The 17,455-nt window shown below is 67.9% G+C and carries 20 protein-coding genes; 12 read left to right on the forward strand and 8 right to left on the reverse strand.

Annotation, left to right across the window (positions count from 1 at the left end):
* Position 1: 1 nt before the first annotated feature.
* The 3 genes from NC7_RS04270 to NC7_RS04280 all read right to left on the reverse strand — a co-directional run bounded on the left by NC7_RS04270 (position 2) and on the right by NC7_RS04280 (position 3,158).
* On the reverse strand, positions 2 to 1,669 hold the full coding sequence (locus tag NC7_RS04270) for an NAD(P)/FAD-dependent oxidoreductase (protein ID WP_067979071.1): 1,668 nt from the start codon (positions 1,667 to 1,669) through the stop codon (positions 2 to 4).
* 55 nt (positions 1,670 to 1,724) lie between these two features.
* Positions 1,725 to 1,937 (reverse strand): hypothetical protein, encoded by a 213-nt coding sequence (locus NC7_RS04275; RefSeq protein WP_067979074.1) that lies wholly within the window; start codon positions 1,935 to 1,937, stop codon positions 1,725 to 1,727.
* Between the two features lie 189 nt (positions 1,938 to 2,126).
* Positions 2,127 to 3,158 (reverse strand): beta-ketoacyl-ACP synthase III, encoded by a 1,032-nt coding sequence (locus NC7_RS04280; RefSeq protein WP_067979077.1) that lies wholly within the window; start codon positions 3,156 to 3,158, stop codon positions 2,127 to 2,129.
* Positions 3,159 to 3,397: 239 nt separating this feature from the next.
* Between NC7_RS04280 and NC7_RS04285 the strand changes: the two genes are divergently transcribed.
* The 5 genes from NC7_RS04285 to NC7_RS04305 all read left to right on the forward strand — a co-directional run bounded on the left by NC7_RS04285 (position 3,398) and on the right by NC7_RS04305 (position 7,674).
* Positions 3,398 to 3,670: a GlsB/YeaQ/YmgE family stress response membrane protein gene (locus tag NC7_RS04285; RefSeq protein WP_067979080.1), complete on the forward strand. Its 273-nt coding sequence runs from the start codon at positions 3,398 to 3,400 to the stop codon at positions 3,668 to 3,670.
* A gap of 69 nt (positions 3,671 to 3,739) precedes the next feature.
* A complete protein-coding gene (locus tag NC7_RS04290; RefSeq protein ID WP_067979083.1) occupies positions 3,740 to 4,453 on the forward strand; it encodes a phosphatidylserine decarboxylase in 714 nt (237 codons plus the stop codon).
* The gene (locus tag NC7_RS04295) at positions 4,450 to 5,328 is read left to right on the forward strand and encodes a CDP-alcohol phosphatidyltransferase family protein (protein ID WP_067979086.1); all 879 of its coding nucleotides are present in this window, start codon (positions 4,450 to 4,452) and stop codon (positions 5,326 to 5,328) included. The genes NC7_RS04290 and NC7_RS04295 overlap by 4 nt, the downstream gene beginning before the upstream one ends.
* Positions 5,329 to 5,412: 84 nt before the next feature.
* Entirely contained in the window at positions 5,413 to 6,285 is an 873-nt protein-coding gene (locus NC7_RS04300) for an RNA polymerase sigma-70 factor (RefSeq protein WP_067979088.1), read from the forward strand.
* Between the two features lie 81 nt (positions 6,286 to 6,366).
* On the forward strand, positions 6,367 to 7,674 hold the full coding sequence (locus NC7_RS04305; protein ID WP_067979091.1) for an NAD(P)/FAD-dependent oxidoreductase: 1,308 nt from the start codon (positions 6,367 to 6,369) through the stop codon (positions 7,672 to 7,674).
* Between the two features lie 16 nt (positions 7,675 to 7,690).
* Here the strand turns inward: NC7_RS04305 and NC7_RS04310 are convergent, their stop codons facing one another.
* A complete protein-coding gene (locus NC7_RS04310; RefSeq protein ID WP_174550191.1) occupies positions 7,691 to 8,992 on the reverse strand; it encodes a hypothetical protein in 1,302 nt (433 codons plus the stop codon).
* Positions 8,993 to 9,064: 72 nt separating this feature from the next.
* Between NC7_RS04310 and NC7_RS04315 the strand changes: the two genes are divergently transcribed.
* From NC7_RS04315 to NC7_RS04330, 4 genes are all read left to right on the forward strand, one after another.
* On the forward strand, positions 9,065 to 9,793 hold the full coding sequence (locus NC7_RS04315) for a Clp protease N-terminal domain-containing protein (protein ID WP_067979095.1): 729 nt from the start codon (positions 9,065 to 9,067) through the stop codon (positions 9,791 to 9,793).
* Positions 9,794 to 10,037: 244 nt separating this feature from the next.
* Positions 10,038 to 11,660: a chaperonin GroEL gene (groL, locus tag NC7_RS04320; protein ID WP_067979195.1), complete on the forward strand. Its 1,623-nt coding sequence runs from the start codon at positions 10,038 to 10,040 to the stop codon at positions 11,658 to 11,660.
* Positions 11,661 to 11,788: 128 nt separating this feature from the next.
* A complete protein-coding gene (locus tag NC7_RS29785; RefSeq protein ID WP_201449843.1) occupies positions 11,789 to 12,148 on the forward strand; it encodes a hypothetical protein in 360 nt (119 codons plus the stop codon).
* Entirely contained in the window at positions 12,145 to 12,483 is a 339-nt protein-coding gene (locus NC7_RS04330; RefSeq protein ID WP_255285037.1) for a type II toxin-antitoxin system PemK/MazF family toxin, read from the forward strand. The genes NC7_RS29785 and NC7_RS04330 overlap by 4 nt, the downstream gene beginning before the upstream one ends.
* A gap of 2 nt (positions 12,484 to 12,485) precedes the next feature.
* On the opposite strand, the gene NC7_RS04335 is transcribed toward NC7_RS04330, so the two are convergent.
* Complete coding sequence (locus tag NC7_RS04335; RefSeq protein WP_236573131.1) at positions 12,486 to 13,283, reverse strand: DUF6585 family protein; 798 nt, start codon at positions 13,281 to 13,283, stop codon at positions 12,486 to 12,488.
* A gap of 155 nt (positions 13,284 to 13,438) precedes the next feature.
* On the opposite strand from NC7_RS04335, the gene NC7_RS04340 reads away from it, so the two are divergent.
* A complete protein-coding gene (locus NC7_RS04340) occupies positions 13,439 to 13,933 on the forward strand; it encodes an SRPBCC family protein (RefSeq protein ID WP_157101836.1) in 495 nt (164 codons plus the stop codon).
* On the opposite strand, the gene NC7_RS04345 is transcribed toward NC7_RS04340, so the two are convergent.
* A complete protein-coding gene (locus NC7_RS04345) occupies positions 13,930 to 14,478 on the reverse strand; it encodes a TetR/AcrR family transcriptional regulator (RefSeq protein WP_201449841.1) in 549 nt (182 codons plus the stop codon). The two genes, NC7_RS04340 and NC7_RS04345, sit on opposite strands and share 4 nt — an antisense overlap.
* A 38-nt stretch (positions 14,479 to 14,516) precedes the next feature.
* Between NC7_RS04345 and NC7_RS04350 the strand changes: the two genes are divergently transcribed.
* Complete coding sequence (locus NC7_RS04350) at positions 14,517 to 15,290, forward strand: alpha/beta fold hydrolase (protein WP_159372834.1); 774 nt, start codon at positions 14,517 to 14,519, stop codon at positions 15,288 to 15,290.
* Here NC7_RS04350 and NC7_RS04355 read toward each other — a convergent pair.
* Positions 15,270 to 16,217 (reverse strand): SMP-30/gluconolactonase/LRE family protein, encoded by a 948-nt coding sequence (locus tag NC7_RS04355; protein WP_067979112.1) that lies wholly within the window; start codon positions 16,215 to 16,217, stop codon positions 15,270 to 15,272. The two genes, NC7_RS04350 and NC7_RS04355, sit on opposite strands and share 21 nt — an antisense overlap.
* A 114-nt stretch (positions 16,218 to 16,331) precedes the next feature.
* On the opposite strand from NC7_RS04355, the gene NC7_RS04360 reads away from it, so the two are divergent.
* Positions 16,332 to 16,781: a MarR family winged helix-turn-helix transcriptional regulator gene (locus NC7_RS04360; protein ID WP_157101837.1), complete on the forward strand. Its 450-nt coding sequence runs from the start codon at positions 16,332 to 16,334 to the stop codon at positions 16,779 to 16,781.
* A gap of 52 nt (positions 16,782 to 16,833) precedes the next feature.
* Here the strand turns inward: NC7_RS04360 and NC7_RS04365 are convergent, their stop codons facing one another.
* Positions 16,834 to 17,283 (reverse strand): SRPBCC family protein, encoded by a 450-nt coding sequence (locus NC7_RS04365; protein ID WP_067979114.1) that lies wholly within the window; start codon positions 17,281 to 17,283, stop codon positions 16,834 to 16,836.
* Positions 17,284 to 17,455 lie beyond the last annotated feature (172 nt).

The following is a 17,455-nucleotide window of genomic DNA, read 5'->3' on the forward strand; positions in this document are numbered from 1 at the left end:
CCTACGACAGGTACCGGTGCACGAACATCACGGCCATGGCGCCTTCGCCGACCGCCGAGGCGACCCGCTTGGCCGACTCGGCGTGCACGTCACCGGCCACGAACACCCCGGGCACGCTGGTTTCGAGGTGGTGGGGTGGACGCGGGAGCTCCCAGCCCGCCGGGCGCGCGCCGTCGATGAGCAGGTCGGGTCCGGCCAGCACGTACCCGTTGCCGTCGCGGGCGACGACGCCGTCGAGCCAGCCGGTCTGCGGTGCGGCGCCGATGAACAGGAACAACCGTTGCGCGTCGACCTTGTCCTCGGTGCCGGTTCGGTTGTCGCGCAGCAGGATTCGCTCCAGGTGTTGGTCGCCGTCGGCGCCGGTCACCTCGGTTTCGGTGTGCACGGTGATGTTCGGGATCTGGGCGATCTGCTGAATCAGGTAGTGCGACATCGACTTCTCCAACGAGTCGCCACGCACCACCAGATGCACCCCGCGCGCGTGCCGCGACAGGAACACCGCGGCCTGCCCGGCGGAGTTCGCGCCGCCGACGATGTACACCTCCTGCTCGGCGCACTCGGTCGCTTCGGTCATCGCCGAGCCGTAGTACACACCGCGACCGGTGAATTCGTCGACCCCCGGTGCGGGATGCCGCCGGTAGTCCACTCCGGTGGCGATGAGAACGGTGTGCGCGCACAGCGATCCGCCGTCGGCGAAGCGCACGGTGCGGGCCGAACCGTTCACCTCGAGACCGACCACTTCACGGGTGGTGACGATCTCGGCCCCGAATTTGGCCGCCTGCCTGCGGGCGCGATCGGCCAGCTGCGCGCCGGAGAGACCGTCGGGGAAGCCGAGGTAGTTCTCGATGCGCGAACTCTGCCCCGCCTGCCCACCGGTCGCGGTCCGCTCGACCAGCACGGTGCGCAAACCCTCCGAGGCGCCGTAGACGGCGGCGCCGAGTCCGGCCGGACCGCCACCGACGACGATCAGGTCGTAGAACTCGTCGCTGGCCTGCACGCTCAGGCCGCAGCTTTCGGCCAGTTCGCTGTCGGTCGGCTGGATCAGGGCCTCACCCGCCTGGGTGATGACCACCGGACACGACTGCGGGTCGGCACCCGCCGCCTCGAGCAACCGGGCGCCCTCGGGTTCGTCCCGGGGGTACCAGCGGTAGGGCAACTGGTTGCGCGCCAAGAACTCCCGCACTTGCGAGGAGCGGGGCGACCAGCGATCACCGACCACCTTGGTCTCGTGGACGGGCCGCTGCTCGGCGCTGCGCCAGGCATCGAGCAGCCCCTCGATCACCGGATACAGCTTCTCCTCCGGCGGATCCCACGGCTTGAGCAGATAGTGGTCGAGGTCGACGACATTGATCGCGTTGATCGCGGCGTCGGTATCGGCGTACGCGGTGAGCAGCACGCGCCGCGCGTAGGGGTGCAGGTCCATCGCCTGCTCGAGGAATTCGATGCCGTCCATCCCCGGCATGCGATAGTCGGCGATCAGTACGGCCACCGGCTGACCGCGCAGCTTCATCTCGCGCAGGGCCTCGAGGGCCTGCGGGCCGGATTCGGCGCGCAGGATGCGGTAGTCGGCGCCGAAGCGGCGGCGCAGGTCGCGCACCACCGCGCGCGAAACACCAGGATCGTCGTCGACGCTGAGAATGGCCGGTTTGGTCGGGGCGGGATTGCTCACCCCGCAAGTATCCCTTTCCGAGGCCTCAGGCGTCTTTACCCGGAGGGAGGGAAGATCAGGGGCCCGAAGGGCCCCGACTCGAGCGCGTCAGCGCTCCATGTCTCAGGACCAGGTCGAGTTCGCTGGGGGTGAGCAGGCGTTCGAGGCGTTCGTCGCGTTTACGGCGGGTGAAGGCGCTGCGCAGGGCGAAGCTGTCGTCCGGCTCGATGGTCGGGAGCAGCGGAACCTCGTTGATGTGTCTGCGGGGCAGGAATGAGCGCAGTTTCACGGCCGATCACCTCGGGGTCGACGACGGGTATGCCGGGCGGCTGAGCCTCTTCGATCAGCTACTTCGATTAGCGAAGAGTTTGCCAGCATGTCCGAGTTGGTGCAAGCGGGACAGGTCGGACACGGCCGACCGACCGGTCGGTGACCTGCTTCGGCGCAGGTCACCGCCGTCGTCGCGGGATTTGCTGGGTCAGGACTTCCAGGCGGGCATCGTGACCACCTGTGCGGCATAGGACAACCCGGCGCCGAAGGCGATGAGCAGTGCCGCGTCGCCCGGCTTCGATTCGCCCTTGCGTAGCAGCGCCTCCATCGCCAACGGGATCGAGGCTGCCGAGGTGTTGCCGGACTCCTCGATGTCGTTGGCCAGTGCGCAGCTCTCCGGCAACTTCAGCACCCGGGCCATGATCTCGATGATCCGGCCGTTGGCCTGGTGCGGGATCATCGCGTCGAGGTCGTCGGTGGTCAGGCCCGCACGGTCGATCGCCTCCCGGCACACCTTCTCCAGTGAGTGCGCTGCCCAGCGGAACACCGCCGTGCCCTCCATGGTGAGGTAGGGCCGCACCGCGTCCGTGCCCCTCTCCTCGATCTCGGCGAAGAACTCCATCCAGTCCTTGGACTGGCGGATGGCGTGGTGCTGGGTGCCGTCCGAACCCCACACGGTCGGGCCGATGCCCTGTTCCGGCGCGGGCCCGACGATCACCGCGCCCGCGCCGTCGGCGAACAGGAACGCGGTGGACCGGTCGGTGAAGTCGATGGTGTCGGTGAGCTTCTCGACGCCGATCACCAATACGTGCTGCGAGGTGCCCGCGCGTACCAGGTCGGAGGCCATGCCGACGGCATGACAGAAACCGGCACAGCCCGCGGAGATGTCGAAGGCGGCGGCACCGGTCATGTCCAGGTCGGTGGCGATGCGCGGACCGATGGCCGGGGTGAGCAGCAGGTGGGTCGAGGTGGCGACGATGACGCAGTCGACCTGGTCGGCGGCGACGCCCGCGGCCGCCATCGCGTCCCGCGCGGCGGCGACGCTCATGGACTGCACGGTCTCGGTGTCCGAGGCGAAGCGGCGGGTTTTGATGCCGGACCTGGTCTGGATCCACTCGTCGCTCGAGTTGATCGGGCCCGCGACCTCGTCGTTGGTGACCACCCGGGCGGGGCGGTACACGCCCAGCCCGAGGATCGCGGTGTGCTCCGCGCCGGTCGTCTGGGCGATTCGAGCAGCCATGCGTATCTCCTCTGTACCTGGCAACCTGCGGGTTGCACCGCTGGGTGTACCTGAAGCATCGAAATCTGTCCCTCATCGCCCGTGACCCCTGCGTGGACAACATGTGAACGCGCAGACATGAGGCCCCCTCATATTAGCCTGAAATCTGTCCGAAGAGTGTCGATTGTCACAAGAGCCGAGGGGTATAACTGTGAGACGAGGCGATACCTAGCCGACCCTTCGAGGGAACGAGGAAAACCATGCTCGGACTCGGAATCATTGGTTGGATCATCATCGGCGGACTCGCCGGGTGGATAGCCAGCAAGTTCATGAAGACCGACGCCCAGCAGGGGATCCTGCTCAATATCGTCGTCGGGATCGTCGGTGGCCTGCTCGGCGGCTTCATCCTGAAGCTGTTCGGCGTCGACGTCGAAGGCGCGGGTTGGATCTTCAGCTTCATCACCTGTCTGGCCGGTGCCTGCCTGCTGCTGTTCCTGGTCGGCCTGGTCACCGGGCGCAGATCAGTGCACTGACCACCCCTGCGGACCACGGGCTTCCCGTAAGGTGTGATCGCTGTTGTCATCACACGAAAGAGGGAGCCCGTGGCACGCCGCCCCACCCCGCCCGGCACGCCCGAGACCACCGGCGTCGGCCATGTCGTCGACCTGGTCCGGGCCGCTGTACCCCCGCTGCACCCCGCAGGTCTGCCGTTCGTCGCGGCGCCGTTGGCGGTGGCGGTGGTCGGCGGACGCAACAAGTGGGTGCGCCGGACCGGTCTGGCCGCCGCCGCCGCCTGCGCCGCTTTCTTCCGGCACCCGCACCGGGTGCCGCCCAACCGCGCGGGCATCGTCGTCGCCCCCGCCGACGGTGAGATCGCCCTGGTCGACACGGCCGTGCCGCCCGCCGAGCTCGGTCTCGGCGATCAGCCGCTGCCGCGCGTGAGCATCTTCCTGTCGGTGCTCGACGTGCACGTCCAACGCGTGCCCGTGTCCGGGACCGTGCGCGAGGTGCTGCACCAGCCCGGCAAATTCCTCTCCGCCGACCTGGCCGAGGCCTCCGACGCCAACGAGCGCAACAGCATGCTCATCGAGACGGCCGAGGGCAAGCAGGTCGTGGTCGTGCAGATCGCGGGGCTGATCGCGCGCCGCATCGTCTGCGACGCCCGCGTCGGCGACCAACTCACCATCGGTGACACCTACGGGCTCATCCGCTTCGGTTCCCGCGTGGACACCTACTTCCCGGTCGGCACCGAACTGCTGGTCACCCCCGGCCAGCGCACGATCGGAGCCGAAACCGTGCTGGCTGTGCTGGGATGATCGAACAGGCGCATTCGGCTCGCCGCCGTCGGCCACGTTCGGTCCGGTTGCTGCCGAGCATCGTCACCATCCTCGCGCTGTGCTCGGGGTTGTCGGCGGTGAAGTTCGGGCTCGACGGTGAACTCGGCATCGCGCTGGCCATGGTCGGCGCCGCCGCCGTGCTCGACACCCTCGACGGCCGCCTGGCCCGGATGCTCGACGCCACCTCCAAGATGGGCGCCGAACTGGACTCGCTGTCGGACGCCATCTCCTTCGGCGTCGCGCCCGCGCTCGTCCTCTACGTCACCCTGCTCGACGGGTACAGCGCGGGCTGGATCATCGCCCTGCTGTACGCGGTGAGCCTGGTGCTGCGCCTGGCCAGATTCAACACCCTGCTCGACGACGATTCCCGCCCGAACTGGGCGCGCGAATACTTCACCGGGGTGCCCGCCCCCGCGGGCGCCCTCATCGCGCTCGTCCCGATCGCCCTGAAGGTGCAGTTCGGGGACGGCTGGTGGGACAGCTTCACCTTCGTCGCCGTGTGGACGACCTTCGCCGCGCTGCTGTGCGTGAGCACCATCCCCACTCTGGCCATGAAGTCGGTGTCGGTGGCGCCGCAGGCCGCGGCCGGACTGCTGGTGCTCGTCGCGGTCGCGGCAGCCCTGCTGGTCACGTACCCGATCGTGCTGCTGCTGATCCTGGTCGCGCTGTACCTCGGTCACATCCCGTTCGCCTGGCGCTCGGCGCGCTGGGTGGCGGCCCGGCCGGAGACCTGGCAGCACAAACCCGCCGAGCGACGGGCCCAGCGCCGCGCGCAGCGGCGGATGCCGCAGATCCGCCGTCCGGCGATTCGCGGGTCGGCGCGGCTGCGGTTGCGTCGCCCGCGCGACGATTAGTTCCCCGGCGAGATGCCGCCCACATCCTGCTGATCGACAGGCTGGGCGGGCGGTACCGTAGCGCCACTACGGCAAGGAGCGCGGGTGGAATCGGACGGGATCACGGAGTTCTCTCAGCACAGGTCCAGGCTGTTCGCGCTTGCCTACCGCATGTTCGGTGCCGCGAGTGAGGCCGAGGACGTGGTTCAGGAGGCCTACCTGCGCTGGGCTGCCGCCGACCAGGCCGCGATCGAGAATCCCGAAGCCTGGCTGACGACGGTCACCGTGAACCTGTGCCGCACCGAGCTGACGTCGGCGCGAGCCCGGCGCGAAACCTACGTCGGGCCGTGGTTGCCCGAGCCGGTGCCCTCCGGGGAATTCGGTCCGCTGGAAACCGTCGAGGAACGCGAATCGGTGTCGTTGGCGTTGCTCACCGCGATGGAACGGCTCAACCCGGTGGAGCGGGCGGTGCTGGTACTGCGCGAGGCGTTCGGCTATCCGCATGCCGAGATCGCCGCGATGCTCGACCTCACCGAGGCCAATTCGCAGCAGATCCTGCACCGCGCCAGCACGCGGGTGCGGGGCGGCAAACCGCGATACCCGGCTCCGACCGAGCAGGTACGTGCCCTGTTCGAGCGATTCATGACGGCCGCCGTGACCGGCGATGTGGCCGGTCTGCGTGCCATGCTGGCTGCCGATGTGGTGAGCATGGCCGACGGTGGTGGCAAGGTGACCGCGGCCCGTCGTCCGGTCACCGGCGCCGACCAGGTGTCGCGCTACCTCGTCGGTCTCACCAAGTTCCTCACTCCGGCAACGACATTCGCCTTCGACGAGGTGAACGGCGAGTTGGCCTTGATCGTGCGGGCCGACGGTGAGCGGGCCAGCTCCGTGATGTTCTTCGAAGTCGACGACCAGGGCTTGGTCGACGAGGTACTCATCGTGGTCAACCCGGACAAATTGAACCGAATCGAGGCGTGACCCGGATCACTGGCAGAAAGTGTCAGGAACATGGGGGCTGTCCGGTCTGGAAGGTGTCGGCACATCGAGAGGAGCCACACCATGACCGGTCAGCATCGGATCGTCGTTCTCGGCGCGGGGTACGCGGGTCTCGCGGCGGCCCGCCGGTTGGCCCGCACATCGCGAGATGCCACGATCACCGTGGTCGATTCGCGCGCGGAGTTCGTCGAGCGCGTGCGCCTGCACCAGGAAGCCGCCGGGCAATCGATCAGGCGCTGGGACCTGCGGAAAATGCTGGAGCGCAAGGGGATCGAGTTCGTTCGGGCGCAGGTTTCGGATCTGGATCCTGCGACCAGGCGAGTGCACCTCGTTGAGGTTGTCGAAGGCGGACCGCAAGGCTCGGCTCGGTGGGCCGAAGGGTCGGTCGGCGCTGCGCATGGGCAGGTTCAGGGCCTCGACGGGCGGCTGGTCGGGGCGGGCGGCCCGGGCGAGTCGGTTCAAGACGTCGAAGGGCGGGCGGGCGGTGACGGCGGCCCGCATGACGGCGTCGAGGGGCGATCGGTCGTCGGCGGTGATGGTCGGCGGGCTGCTGACTTCGATTCGTGGACGCTCACGTACGACACCCTGGTCTACGCGCTCGGTAGCGCGGCCGATCGGTCGGGTGCGCCGGGCGTGGCCGAATACGCGCGGTCCGTCGCGACACCCGAGGATGTGCGTGCTCTTCCCGACGGGCGGGTCATCGTGGTCGGTTCCGGGTCGACGGGCATCGAGTTGGCTGCGGAACTCGCCGAATCGCAACGGTATTCGACGGTGGTGCTGCTCGGCGCCGACGAGCCGGGTGCGTGGTTGTCGGCGCGGGCAGGCGAGCGCATCCGCGCCACGCTCACCCGACTCGGGGTGGAGATCCGGTCGGCGAAGGCCGTCGAGGTGCTGCCGACGGGTGTGCGTCTGACCGACGGCACGGTGGTCGAGGCCGAATCTGTCGTCTGGACAGCCGGTTTCACCGTTCCCGACCTGGCCCGGCGAGCAGGTCTCGCGGTCGACGAACACGGCCGCATCCGCACCGACGCCACCTTGCGCTCGATCTCCCACCCCGACATCTACGCCGCCGGTGACGCGGCGCTGATGGCAGGCCCGGGCGACCGCCCGCTCCGAATGGCCTGCGCCACAGCCATTCCCGCCGGTGCGTACGTCGCCCGGGCCATCATCGCGCGCGCGAAGGGGACCGAGCCGGAGCCGATGACCTTCCGCTACCAGCTCCAATGCCTCAGCCTCGGCCGCCGCGACGCCGTCATCCAGGTGCTCAACGCCGACGACACCCCCGGAACACGCGTGATCCGTGGCCGCACCGGTGCGCTGGTGAAGGAACTGATCGTGCGCGGCGCCGGAATGACGGTCGGCCTGCGCTGACGGACGCTCCCGCCGCCTAGGCGTCGAGCGCGCAGTTCGCCGTAGCCCGGGGCTCGCCGTCCGCCACGGCGCGCAAGGCATTCACGCGCGGGCGCCGACCGGCATTTCGCGCCACAGCGGTGATCTGCCCGGCCCATGGTGCGAGGGCGATCAGGGTGAGTACCGCGAGCCACGGCAGACGCCACCACCAGCGCAAATCATCGGCGGTGGACGGTGATTCGGTGACGAGGAGCCGCGCCGTGGACGACCAGACGACGAAGGCGTCACCGATCGGCACCAGCCCGAGTGCGTAGCGTTTCGAGCCGGGCAGATCGATCGGCAGACCGAGCAGTTCGCCTTCGGCGGCCAGGGCGCGGGCCAGGGTGCCGTCACCGTTGACGCGGGCGGCACCCTGGGCCACCACCGTGGCCGACAGGCTGATGCCGGCGATCAGCGGCCCGGAGTCCACGTCGCCGCTGCCGTCGACGCCGTGCGGATATTCGCGTATCGCGGGCCCGAAACCACCTGGATAGGCGAGGAACCGGTCGCGGTAGAGCGAGTACTGCGTTCGCGCGAATCCCGGGTCGATCTCGGGGAGGAAGCGGTGGATCACCGCCTGGGATGTGGCCCTGGAACCGGTGCTCAGCGATCCGTCCACAGCGGAAACCTGGTGGGGGAGTAGACCTGTGGATGGATCGAGTCGTGCCCGGGATTGTTCCGTCCATCGATCGATCACCGCCGCGTGCCGCGCGCCGAGCAGCTTGTCGTGCAGCCGGAGCGAGGCGATCGCCACCGTGGAGTCCACCGGCCACGCCTGTCCGTGATACGCCTGGAGGAACGGCGTCGGCGACGCGGCGAACGCCTGCGCGATCTCGTCGCTGTGCGTGGAGAAGCGTCGCACCTCGGTGGGGTCGGTGGAATCGAGCGAAAGGATCGCCCCACGCAACCAATTCGTCCAGCCTGCCCAGAAGATCCCGTGCGCGGGCTCCAGTCGCGGACTGAACACCGCCCGACCTTCGTCGGATTCCATGCGGGCCAGCGCCCAGCGAGATTCGGCCACGGCCTGCGAGCGCAGGTCGGGGTCGGTGTGCCCCGCCTGTACCCAGGCGAGCCCGTAGAGCGCGTTCGAGAACAGATGCCCTTCCGGGAACAGTTGCTGCGCTTCGGTATCCGCGCCTTTGTCCAGGGCGTCGCGCAGAAAGGCCAGTTGGCGTTCGGTCGCGCCAGGTATGTCGCCCGGCACCGGCTGTGGCAGCAGGAATCGTCCCGCCGCGACCAGGCAACTCACCGTCACCACAACGCCCGCGAAGCGCAGGGTCCACCCCGGAATTCTCCCCATGGGACCACTGTGCCACCGACCGATCGTCAACGAATGGTTGACGTTCGACGATCGTCAACTTAGAGTTGACGCATGAGCACACCGAGTATCCGCCTCGACGATTTGATCGACGGCATCAAGAAGGCCCGCCCCGACAATGTCCTCGAACAACTCACCGACGCCGTCGTCGTCGGCAATCACATGGGTGAGGTGGCCGACCATCTCATCGGCCACTTCGTCGACCAGGCCCGTCGCTCCGGCGCATCCTGGACCGAGATCGGCGCCAGCATGGGCGTCAGCAAGCAGGCCGCCCAGAAGCGCTTCGTCCCCAAGCAGCCCGGCGACACCGCCGCCATGGACCCGCAGGCCGGGTTCGCCAAGTTCACCGATCGTGCCCGCCAGGTCGTCGTCGGTGCGCAGGAGTCGGCCCGGACGGCGGGCAATGATCAGATCACCCTCGGTCACCTGATCCTCGGCCTGATCGGCCAGTCCGAAGGGCTCGCGGCCAGGGAAATCGTCGCGCGCGGAGTGGAGTTGGACGCGGTGCGCGACGCCGCGTCGGCCGGATTGCCCGGCCCCGCCGCGGAGGTTCCCGCGCTCATCCCGTTCGACGGGGAGACCAAGAAGGTGCTGGAACTGACGTTTCGCGAGGCTCTTCGCCTCGGTCACAACTACATCGGCACCGAGCACATCCTGCTCGCGCTGCTCGAGCACGAGAACGGGTCGGGCGTGCTCAGCGACCTCGGCCTGGACAAGACTGTTGTAGAAGCCGAACTCGTGGAACTGCTGAACCAGTTCCTCGCCGCCCAGGACGAATCCTGACCATCGGTCGCCCCCGGTGCGGCGAACGCGCGCCGGGGGCGACCTTGCACTCTCGCCACCCGAGTGCTAAAAATGGCTTTGGCACTCACGTCTGTTGAGTGCCAGGTCGGGACGGTGAGACCGGGTTCCATCGACACCCTCGGTCGTCCGTCGCGGGCACCGCACCTGGCCAGCGTACTTGGGGACGATCCAACCTGTGGTCGTCTCGTGTGTCAGCCATAGACATGTGGAGGATCTCAACGCAATGGCCAAGACAATTGCGTACGACGAAGAGGCCCGTCGCGGTCTCGAGCGGGGTCTGAACGCCCTCGCCGACGCTGTCAAGGTGACGCTGGGCCCGAAGGGTCGCAACGTCGTGCTCGAGAAGAAGTGGGGCGCCCCCACGATCACCAACGATGGTGTGTCCATCGCCAAGGAGATCGACCTCGAGGACCCGTACGAGAAGATCGGCGCCGAGCTGGTCAAGGAAGTCGCCAAGAAGACCGACGACGTCGCTGGCGACGGCACCACCACCGCCACCGTGCTCGCCCAGGCGCTCGTGCGTGAGGGCCTGCGCAACGTCGCCGCCGGCGCGAACCCGCTCGGCCTGAAGCGCGGCATCGAGAAGGCCGTCGAGGCCGTCACCGCCAAGCTGCTCGACTCCGCCAAGGAGATCGACACCAAGGAGCAGATCGCCGCCACCGCCGGTATCTCCGCTGGTGACCCGGCCATCGGCCAGCTCATCGCCGAGGCGATGGACAAGGTCGGCAAGGAAGGTGTCATCACCGTCGAGGAGAGCAACACCTTCGGGCTCCAGCTGGAGCTCACCGAGGGTATGCGCTTCGACAAGGGCTACATCTCCGGTTACTTCGTCACCGATCCCGAGCGTCAGGAAGCGGTCCTCGAGGACCCGTACATCCTGCTGGTGTCGTCGAAGATCTCGACCGTCAAGGACCTGCTGCCGCTGCTGGAGAAGGTCATCCAGGCCGGTAAGCCGCTGCTGATCATCGCCGAGGACATCGAGGGCGAAGCCCTGTCGACCCTCGTCGTGAACAAGATCCGCGGCACCTTCAAGTCCGTCGCCGTCAAGGCCCCGGGCTTCGGTGACCGCCGCAAGGCCCAGCTCGCCGACATCGCCATCCTCACCGGTGGCGAGGTCATCAGCGAAGAGGTCGGCCTCTCGCTGGAGACCGCCGGCATCGAGCTGCTCGGCCAGGCGCGCAAGGTCGTCGTCACCAAGGACGAGACCACCATCGTCGAGGGCGCGGGCGACGCGGAGGCCATCAAGGGCCGCGTGGCGCAGATCCGCTCCGAGATCGAGAACTCCGACTCGGACTACGACCGTGAGAAGCTGCAGGAACGTCTGGCCAAGCTGGCCGGCGGCGTCGCGGTGATCAAGGCCGGTGCCGCCACCGAGGTCGAGCTCAAGGAGCGCAAGCACCGCATCGAAGATGCCGTGCGCAACGCCAAGGCCGCCGTCGAAGAGGGCATCGTCGCCGGTGGTGGCGTGGCCCTGCTGCAGTCGGCGCCTGCCCTGGACGAGCTGAAGCTGACCGGTGACGAAGCCACCGGTGCCAACATCGTGCGCGTCGCGCTGTCGGCCCCGCTGAAGCAGATCGCCTTCAACGCCGGTCTCGAGCCCGGCGTGGTCGCCGAGAAGGTCTCGAACCTGCCCGCGGGTTCCGGCCTGAACGCCGACTCCGGCGAGTACGAGGACCTGCTGGCCGCCGGTGTCGCCGACCCGGTCAAGGTCACCCGTTCGGCCCTGCAGAACGCGGCCTCCATCGCGGCCCTGTTCCTCACCACCGAGGCCGTCGTCGCCGACAAGCCGGAGAAGGCGGCCCCCGCGGCCGACCCCACCGGCGGCATGGGCGGCATGGACTTCTGATCGGTTGATCAGCTAGTTCCCGCAAGATCCGAAGGCCGGTCCACCATCTGGTGGACCGGCCTTCTACGTGCCGCGACCGGGTCCTGCTCGAACTTGACGGTAGTGGATGAGCGGCCCAAACTGGATGTATGACAAATGTACGACAGAAGGGTGTCGCGGGCCCGGGAACGCTGCGCAAGCGCCCGAAAGTCAAGAAGGCGGGCCCCGATCGCGACGCGCCTTCACCGCTCGGGGCGGGCCGACTCGCCCAGGTGCGATTGCGCCGGGACGAAGTCGAGGCCTTGGACGAGGTGATGCGGACGCTCGATCTGGGTTCGACATCAGATGCGTTACGAGAAGGCCTGCGGCTCCTCGCCAAGGAAGCCGCCGAGGTCCGTGCCGTCGAAGAGATTCGCGACTTCTACGGCGACCGCTCGGCGCCGCTGCCGGACGGAGTCGCCGAGCCGACAGACGAAGAGCTCGCGGCGGTGGATGAGATGACGTGGTGAGTACGGGCTCGGCCTTCAGAGGTGAAGTCTGGGCATGTGCTCTGCCGAGCCCGATGGGTCCGCATCCGGTGGTCGTCTTGACGGTCAACCGGATCGCCGAACCGCTGGCCGCCGTCACGGTGGCTGTGATCACCGGGACTTCCGGTCCCGAATCGACACATGTTCCGGTGGGCAAGGATGCCGGGCTGACCAAATACCAAGAGTCGTATGTGAACTGCGCCGACCTGCACACTGTCTCGAAGGCGCGACTGCGTAAGAAGCTCGGCGTCCTCGCACTGCCCGAGATGCGTCGGGTGGAGAACGCGGTGCGCGTGATCCTCGGGTTGCAGCCCTGAATTCAGCCCACCGGTGTCAGGCGCAAACGCTCGGCGAGTTCGTTGAAGATGTAGAAGTTGGGGATGGTGTTGACGGGGGACAGGGACATCCACATGCCCGCCACTTTCAGGCGGATGTGTCCGCTGCGGGCGTCGATGAGTTGGATGTTAATCCAGGGGAAGGATTCGCCCTTGTAGGTGAGGGCGTCCAGGGACAGGCCGAGGTCGCCGAACTCCACGGTTTCGCCGTTGTCGATGGCGGCGACGGCGAGCGGGAGTTGAGTTGCGGTGACGGCGGATTGGATGGCGCGGGCCCATTCGCGGGCGCGGGCGAAACCCATTTCGTCGATCTCGGCGCGGCCTGCGGGCCCGGTGAGTTCGAGGCGGTAGACGACGGGGACCGTGTCGTGGAAGGGGATTTCCTCCTGCCGCACTTCGGTGGTGTCCCACCGGAATCCGGCGACGCGCTGACCGGAGTGGTACACCGTGACCCCGTGCTCGAACAGGTCGATCCGTGCGGCCCGGTTCTGCCGGTTGATGATCCCGCGTCGGAAAGCCAGCATCACCGGGATCGCCGCGATCATGAGCAGGGCGAGGGCGCCGGGCCAGGCACCGACGATCAGGCAGATCACCCCGATGAACGCGATGCAGCCCGCGACGATGCCGCATCCGCGCACGAAGGTGTCGTCGGCCGGGGTGGCCAGGAAGGTGTCGCGGTGCGCACCGAGCTGCTGGTACTCCGCCATGAGGTGTATCAGCTGGCTCAACGGCACGGGGTGGCGAACCTCGGCTACGGTCTCCGGCCTGTTCGGAGTGATCACTTGTCCCTCCATGAGGCGTTTCATCCGCGGCGAAGCGTATTCGACCGACGCGGATAACGCCACCTGTAGGTCGCCCGGAATCCGCCTACGACCGGCCTGGACACGCTCCATACGCATGCGTATGGTTGGCGAAAGGGGACGCGCTGAGAGGTCCGATGATGATCCGCAATATTCACGAGCGAACAGTTCAGGCACCCGCCGCGCAGGTCGGCGAACTGCTCGACGAAGTGGCGATCGCGGGAAACCCGTTGTGGCCCACCGAGAAATGGCCACCGCTGGAATTGGACGGTCCCCTCGGTGCGGGTGCGAACGGCGGCCACGGCGACGTCCATTACGCCTGCACCGCCTACCGTCCGGGCGAATTCGTGGAGTTCACCTTCGCTCCCGGCTTCCTGCTGGAGGGCACCCATACTTTCGAGGTGATCGACGATGGTGTGTCAACCACCCTGCGCCACGTGATCGCCGCCGAAACCCGTGGCATCACCGGGTTCCTGGCCTGGCACCTCGCCATCCGCCCACTGCACGACGCCCTGCTCGAGGAACTGCTCGACAATGCCGAAACCGCCGTCGGCACTCCGCCCACGCCGTTCCGGTGGCCGCTGCGCACCCGCGTCCTCTTCTGGATTTCTGTCAAGCTCGGTGTCGACTAACTCAGCCGTTCGAGAATGGAATCCACCAGTTCGCCGGTAGGGGGCAGACTTTCGGGCGACATACGCGCCAGCTGATTGATCCCGTGATAAATCCCCACCGCCACCGCCGCACGCGTATCCGCTTGTGCCGCAGGAACTCCGAGTAAACGCAACTGCCCGGCCACGTACTCGATCCGTCGCGCGGCCACCCGCCGCATGGTCGCCGCCACCGGCGGTTGGTCGATGGCGGCGAGCAGTGCCAATTCCTCGCGACCCTCGGTGGCGTAGTCGATGACATCGGTGAACAGCGCTCGCAACCGTTCGGCGGGGTCGGCGAGCTGCTCGAGACTGGCGATCACCGCGTCGGTGCCCTCGCGTTCCCAGTGCGCGAGCACGGCCTCGACGAGGGCGGCGCGGTCCTTGAAATGCCAGTAGAAGCTGCCCTTGGTGGCGCCGAGGCGTTTGGCGAGCGGTTCCACGGCCACGGCGGCGAGACCGTTCTCGCCGAGGGCGACGATCGCGGCGGCGACCCAGTCGTCGGCGCTGAGCCTGCGGGGAGACTTCACGGCCATACGCTATCGAATGGCCGCGCTAGGCTCGAGTGGTGGAGTTTGTCGACGAGGGTGCGGGTCCGGTGATCGTCTGCGTGCACGGCATCCCCGGCTCGGTCGACTGGTTCGGCGCGGTCGCCGAGCGGCTCACCTCCCGCTTCCGAGTGATCCGCCTCGACCTGCGTGACCCCGTCGAGGATTTCGCCGCGCCCGCCAGGACCGCACCGCTGGCGGCCCTGTTCGAGGAACTCGACCTGTCCGACGTGACGGTGGTCGGCCATTCGTTCGGCGCGGAAATCGCCCTCGAGCTGGCCACCCTGCCCCGCGTGGCGCGGGCGGTTGTGATCGGCCAGAGCCCGGACTACACCGTCGCGCGGATTCCGGGATTCGCCAGGTGGGTGGTTCGTCCGTGGTCGGTGCGGCTCGCGCAGCGGTGGACGCCCGGTTTCGTGATCCGCCTCGGCAACCGCACCCTGTTCGCCCCGCGTTTCCGGTACGCGTCGGTTCCCGGACTGTCGGAAGCGGTGGTGCGCGACTTCCGCTCGGCCGCCCCGGCGGGCCTGGCCTATGCCGTGGGCGAGCGCGCCGCCGAGTTCGCCGCGCGCCCACTCGATGCCCGCGTGGCGGCGCTCGATGTCCCGGTGCTCGCCGTGCACGGCCGCCACGACCATCTCTACGACGCCACCGCCACCCTCGACAGATACGCCGCGGCCGGGGCGCGCACCCACCTGGTCGAGCACGCCGGGCATTCCCCGCAGGTCGAGCAGCCGGACGAATTCGTCACTGTGCTGGCGGAATTCGTGCGCTCAGAACCCGTCGAGCGCTGACACCACGAAGGTCCCCGGCTTCTCCTGCCCGCCCATCGGCCCGCCCTTGTCGAATTGCGACGACACGATCAGCGCCCGGTCCCCGGAGTGCACCATCGTGGTGGGGATGCCCAGTGCGGGGTCGTGGAATTCACCCTCGCGCGTCGCTGTGCGGCCGTTGTCGGTGATCGTCCACCGGCTGATGGTGTTGTCGGTATTGTGCACCACCCACAATGTGTCGCCGCGCAGCTCGAGGCCGTCGCCGTGGAGCACGGTGCCGCCGGTCTTGGCGACCTTGCTGATCGGTTCGGCGCCGGTGAGGTCGATGCGATACAGCTCGCCCGCCGACATCGCGACGACCAGCAGGTACGTGCCCGCCTCGTCGGCCACGATGCCGTTGAGTTCGAAGGTCTTCGGGTCCCGTGGTCCCAGGACCGGCGCCAGGTCGGCGGCGACGGTGAGCTCCGGGCCCTGCCCGAGGGCGGCGCGGTAGACGACATTGCGGATGCTGTCGGTGAGGTAGGCGCTGCCGTCGGCGCCGAAGGCCAGGTCGTTGACGAAGTGCGGTTGCGTGCCCGGCACCTCGAATCGGGCGAGCGGGGCGCGAGAACCGGTGTCGTACACCGTGACTCCCGAGGTGGAGTCGATCACCCACAGTCGGCCGTCGCGGTCGACGCGCAGACCGTTGGTCGTTTTGCGACCGTCGGCGCCTGCGGGCAAGAACACCTCGGCGGTTTTCGCACCGGCGGCGGCGCGGAACACGGTGCCGTCGGCGTAGGAGCCCACGTAGCTGTCGCCGGTTCGTGAGTCCAGTGCGATGCCCTCGGGGTAGACGGCGGTGCCCGGCAGCTCGTAAGCGGTGCTCAGGGCGGGTTTCGCTGCGCTATCGCAGGCAGTGAGCGCGAGGCAAGCGACAGCCATCGCGAGCGTTGTGCCGGATCTGATCATGATGAAGCCTCTCGTTCACGTAATGCCTCGAATCAATCAACGAGTAGGAATTTAGATTAGAGGTCTAATGATCGTCAAGACTGTTACTCCAGAGTGGGCGGATACCATGACCGCATGACGTCCATGCCCTCGACCGAGAGGCTGGGCACGTTTCTCAAGCGTGCCGAGCAAGCGATGATCGCGGCGAAGACGGCCGCGCTCAAACCGGCCGGGCTGACGGTTCCGCAGTTCAGCGCACTGATGTACCTCGCCGAGAACCCCGGTATCTCGGCGGCCGCGCTCGCCCGCCTCGCGGGCGTGACGCCACCGACGATGAACACGGTCCTGACCAATCTGCAGGACCGCGGCCTGGTCGAGCGCTCACCGCACGAGTGGCACAAGAACGTGCTCGAGACGCGGCTGACCGAGGCGGGCCGAGAAGTCACCGCCGCGGCCGACGCTCGCGCGATCGGGGTGGAACGCGCCGTCGCCGCTCGGTTCACCGCCGAGGAGTTCGCCACGCTCACCGCGCTGTTGACCCGCACGGCACAGGCATTCGACGAGGTCCGCCAGGAACTGCCGTAGCAACGCGAAGAGCCCGCCGGATGATTCCGGCGGGCTCTCGAGGTGCGGTGGGTCAGCGTTCGGCCGCGGCCTTGATCTTGCGCAGTGTCTCGTGCATGCCCGAGACGAGATCGGCCTCGAACTTCTGCTCGCCACCGGCGATCTTCACGACCGGGCCCATCCAGCCGGGCAGCCCCTTGGGGTCGAGGGTGCGGCGCTCGACCACGCGGGTGCCCGCCGCGGTCGGTGCGAGTTCGTAGCTCCACACCGTGTGGTTCTCGTTCATCCGGAACGCGAGCGCGGTGTTGGGCACGAATCGGACGATGCGCGAGCTGGTCGGCCACACCTTCCAGCCGTCGCGGTTGAGGTTGATGGTGCGTGCCCCTTCACGCACCCCGCCGATCGCCACCATCTTCACCGTGGTCGGGCTGAACTCCGACATCCGGTCGAGGTCCGCCAGGATCGACCAGACCTTCTCCGGCGATGCGGCGATGTCGATGCTTGCTTCGAGATTGTTCGGCAACGGTGCCTCCGATTCACGTGACGTTCGGTCACACTGAGCATAGGGACCGATGTGGTGGCTGCCCTCCGCCCACGGTCGGATTTGTTCGACCGCCCAGGTTTTCGGGGCTTGTGGGTTCTCACAGAAAAGTGGGGGAAATTCCTTTAAAACACCTCCTATTCACATTCGCCTT

It is taken from the genome of Nocardia caishijiensis NBRC 108228, from assembly GCF_001612825.1.
Classification (GTDB): domain Bacteria; phylum Actinomycetota; class Actinomycetes; order Mycobacteriales; family Mycobacteriaceae; genus Nocardia; species Nocardia caishijiensis.

Excerpts from the sequence above, each read along its gene's own strand:
- NC7_RS04280 (WP_067979077.1), bottom strand. The coding sequence starts at position 3,158 with ATGGCTGCTCGAATCGCCCAGACGACCGGCGCGGAGCACACCGCGATC.
- NC7_RS04310 (WP_174550191.1), bottom strand. The coding sequence starts at position 8,992 with ATGGGGAGAATTCCGGGGTGGACCCTGCGCTTCGCGGGCGTTGTGGTG.
- NC7_RS04285 (WP_067979080.1), top strand. The coding sequence starts at position 3,398 with ATGCTCGGACTCGGAATCATTGGTTGGATCATCATCGGCGGACTCGCC.
- NC7_RS04305 (WP_067979091.1), top strand. The coding sequence starts at position 6,367 with ATGACCGGTCAGCATCGGATCGTCGTTCTCGGCGCGGGGTACGCGGGT.
- NC7_RS04340 (WP_157101836.1), top strand. The coding sequence starts at position 13,439 with ATGATGATCCGCAATATTCACGAGCGAACAGTTCAGGCACCCGCCGCG.
- NC7_RS04295 (WP_067979086.1), top strand. The coding sequence starts at position 4,450 with ATGATCGAACAGGCGCATTCGGCTCGCCGCCGTCGGCCACGTTCGGTC.
- NC7_RS04355 (WP_067979112.1), bottom strand. The coding sequence starts at position 16,217 with ATGATCAGATCCGGCACAACGCTCGCGATGGCTGTCGCTTGCCTCGCG.
- groL (WP_067979195.1), top strand. The coding sequence starts at position 10,038 with ATGGCCAAGACAATTGCGTACGACGAAGAGGCCCGTCGCGGTCTCGAG.
- NC7_RS04315 (WP_067979095.1), top strand. The coding sequence starts at position 9,065 with ATGAGCACACCGAGTATCCGCCTCGACGATTTGATCGACGGCATCAAG.
- NC7_RS04360 (WP_157101837.1), top strand. The coding sequence starts at position 16,332 with ATGACGTCCATGCCCTCGACCGAGAGGCTGGGCACGTTTCTCAAGCGT.
- NC7_RS29785 (WP_201449843.1), top strand. The coding sequence starts at position 11,789 with ATGACAAATGTACGACAGAAGGGTGTCGCGGGCCCGGGAACGCTGCGC.